This is a genomic window from Aquimarina algiphila (genome assembly GCF_007489275.1).
In the GTDB taxonomy this organism is placed as follows: Bacteria; Bacteroidota; Bacteroidia; order Flavobacteriales; family Flavobacteriaceae; genus Aquimarina; species Aquimarina algiphila.
On the sequence record NZ_VLNR01000145.1, the window covers coordinates 1 to 3,287 of the forward strand.

Consider the following 3,287-nt stretch of genomic DNA (forward strand, 5'->3'; position numbering starts at 1 on the left):
ATGATATGAAAGAAAAGCTAAAAGAAAAAGGAATAAAAAAGTGGGACTACGGAATGAATATTTAAAAACGTGCCACAACAATTTGTATATTGCATATGCCGCCTTCGGCAGGCAAACGCAACATACAAAAGACGTTGTATGCCATTTAAACAAAGACAATGACAGATAAAAAGAACATAATCGAAAAATTCTTTATATGGTACAAGAAATTCCAAATCAGCAAGTCCCCACAAATGAATTTAGTTTGGGGTTTTTTTCTGTATACACTAGTTGGATTTGGACTATTGTGCATTACCTTGTTTCATAGAACGAGTGTCGGTTTTCTTGACAATCTGTTTATTTCTACCTCTGCCATTTCTACTACAGGACTTGTAACGGTAAATGTTTACGATTCATATAACTTTTTCGGACAACTGATTGTAATGGGTTTATTTCAAGTTGGTGGAATAGGATATATGACTCTGACTACTTATTACCTGCTATTTACAACCAAAAACATAACACATTGGCACAATAAAATAATCGGTGCAGAATTCACACTACCAAAGACCATTAAAATCAAAGACTTCATTAAAAGTGTAATCGTTTTTACTGCTGTAATGGAAGTATTGGGTGCTATTTGCTTCTTTATCGCTTTTAAACAAGAAGGAATGGAGACAATAAAAGCTATTTGGTTTTCCATATTTCACAGCGTTTCAGCATTCTGTACAGCAGGATTTGGTCTATTTAATGACAGTTTTGAAGGCTACAGCGACAATGGTTTTCTCAATACTATTATTTCAGTTCTCGCAATTGCGGGTTCACTTGGCTTCATTGTAATAACTGATTTGTGGTACCGATTAAAACGCAAGTCGAAAAGCCTATCATTCACTACTAAGATAGTAACCTATGGGTTTGTCCTACTTTTATTTATTGGTACAACACTTGTTTATTTCACAGAACCTAGTGTACAGAATTCAAATTCCAGAATGGCTGAATCATTCTTTCAAGCAATGACTGCAATGACAACGGTTGGCTTTAACACCATTCCAACAGGCGGACTAAGCTTGCCGATTTTATTATTTGTTACATTTTTAATGTATATAGGTGCTTCGCCTTCAGGAACTGCAGGTGGAATGAAAATAACAACCCTAACCGCAATGATTTCAGTTCTCAAAAGCAGGTTGGCAGGGCAAAAACGTATTTCGTTTTTAGGAAGGATTATTCCATTTGAGCGACTTTATGTTGCAACTTCTACATTTACCCTTTATACCAGCATAATATTTCTGTTCTCATTCTTATTGACATTTACAGAGAGTTTTGAGTTTGAAAAAATCCTGTTTGAAGTTGCCTCTGCTCTTGGGACTGTTGGTTTAAGTACAGGAATTACAGGAGATTTAACCGCAATAGGTAAGGTTTTGGTCATCATCTTGATGTTTGTTGGACGAGTTGGAGTGTTGACATTTGGTTTTGCCCTTTTGGAGAGAAAGAAAAAGGATAGGAATGAGTCAATAGAAGACGACTTAGCGGTCTAAAAGAAGAAAAACGGCATACAACAATGTATATAAAAAATAGGCTATTTTATGCTAAATTCAAGAGTTTTGGTTCGTATCAAACTTTGTGCTTAAACGAAAATATAGTGCTTCGAAATCGCCTACTTTTCATATACTAACCGTTAGCAACAATCAAAAATGAAATTTCTTAAAAATCTATTCAGTAGAAATGCATTACCTGAATTAAATGAGGTAAGTGCAGCAACTAGGATCGATACTTTCGGAAAAATTGTAACTCCAGCCTTTAAAAAAATTGGATTAGATAAGTGGGATGGAAAATACTTGTGGTATTCTGATTTTAATGAAAATGGTATAAAACACGTAATTAAATATAATATTTTAAAAGGGTTTGACGGATCATTTTCTTATGGAAATTGTTTTTCTTTTCTTCCAACAACAACTAATGATGGAAAAAAATTGATAAACCACAAAACCGATAAATCAACGAAATTACACCTATTCGAAAGACTAGATGGATGGAGGGAATCTTCAGAAGGTACTCAACGTAAAAATCAATATGATAAAGTATCACATTGGAATGAAAAAGACTTTCTAGAATCTCTAAACAAAATAATTGATTCATACCCTATTAGGATAGAAAAATGGTTTAAAACTTATGATTCAATAGATTCTAATATTGCACTTGCCAATGATCAAATTCAAAAAAGCGGTATGTATGACTTCAATGCGCCAAATCAAAAATATGTATTGATTTTTCTATTTGCTCAAAAAGGTGATTTTAAAAAAGCTGAAGAATTACTTGATGAACTATATGATTCACCAACAAGAAATAAATCAGATAGATGGAGTATCGAAAAAGAGTTGATTCAAAGTAGAGTAAATAAAATGAAAAGTTGCTAACACTATATATACATCATGCGGGGTAATCTTTTTGAGCTAATGCATGGTTTCTTTTTGCTAAGCCGTGCATATAATTTTGATTAGTCGCTGGTTTGAATTAAGTTAGCGTCATACAAAAAGATATGCACTCGTGCTATACCAGAAATTCCCTGAATTTCCGCCCGCACGAATGCATATATTCACCGTTATAACTAATTCAAGATAATGAGTAGACAAATTTCAAGAGCTATGTTTCTGGGAGATATTGAAAAATTTGATTTCCTAATCCAAAATGGATATGATATTCATAGCGTTACTGAGAAAGAGCGTTGGAATTTACTTCATAGGGCATTAGTATCCGTTACTTTAGAACCCAAAATAGAGATGATTACTCATTTAATTAAAAATGGGGTTGATATAAACGGTATAGATTGCTATGGATATTCACCGCTACATTACGCAGCAAGAACGAAAAATAAAAAAGTAGCTAAATGCTTACTTGACGCGGGCGCAGAAATTAATACTGTAAGTAATGAAGGAGATACTCCACTACGTTTAGTATTTGAAATTAAACCTTATGACATCGAAATAGTGAATTTACTCTTATTGAGAGGAGTTGACATGGATCATTCAAATATGGGGGGAGCATCTATACATGAATTGGTTAAAGTAATTTGTTGGGAAAAAGACGACCTTCCAATTATTGAAATTTTCGATAGATATAGAAAAGGGAAAACAAGTTATAACAAAAAATAAAAAGCATTAAAACGACTTTTTATTTCAACCGTTAGGGCACATACTTGTTATCTGAAAAGCAAAACGCAATCTGAACCTGTCTGCGGACGAACCTCGATCGTGTGAACTGAGAATTTTTGCAGTGGTTTGTATCCGATCCAAAGTAAAAAAGCAATGAAA

Annotated in this window: 3 protein-coding genes; all 3 read left to right on the forward strand. The window is 33.6% G+C overall.

What is annotated here, in order from left to right; genetic code table 11:
* Positions 1-158 precede the first annotated feature (158 nt).
* The 3 genes from FOF46_RS30535 (at position 159) to FOF46_RS30545 (ending at position 3,128) form a co-directional block, all read left to right on the forward strand.
* Positions 159-1,514, forward strand: coding sequence for a TrkH family potassium uptake protein (locus FOF46_RS30535; protein WP_143919201.1), 1,356 nt, complete (start codon positions 159-161; stop codon positions 1,512-1,514).
* 156 nt (positions 1,515-1,670) lie between these two features.
* A complete protein-coding gene (locus tag FOF46_RS30540; RefSeq protein WP_143919202.1) occupies positions 1,671-2,393 on the forward strand; it encodes a hypothetical protein in 723 nt (240 codons plus the stop codon).
* Between the two features lie 204 nt (positions 2,394-2,597).
* On the forward strand, positions 2,598-3,128 hold the full coding sequence (locus FOF46_RS30545) for an ankyrin repeat domain-containing protein (protein WP_143919203.1): 531 nt from the start codon (positions 2,598-2,600) through the stop codon (positions 3,126-3,128).
* Positions 3,129-3,287: the final 159 nt, after the last annotated feature.

Bases quoted from the DNA above. Each gene is read 5' to 3' on its own strand.
- FOF46_RS30535 (WP_143919201.1), top strand. From the start codon at position 159: ATGACAGATAAAAAGAACATAATCGAAAAATTCTTTATATGGTACAAG.
- FOF46_RS30540 (WP_143919202.1), top strand. From the start codon at position 1,671: ATGAAATTTCTTAAAAATCTATTCAGTAGAAATGCATTACCTGAATTA.
- FOF46_RS30545 (WP_143919203.1), top strand. From the start codon at position 2,598: ATGAGTAGACAAATTTCAAGAGCTATGTTTCTGGGAGATATTGAAAAA.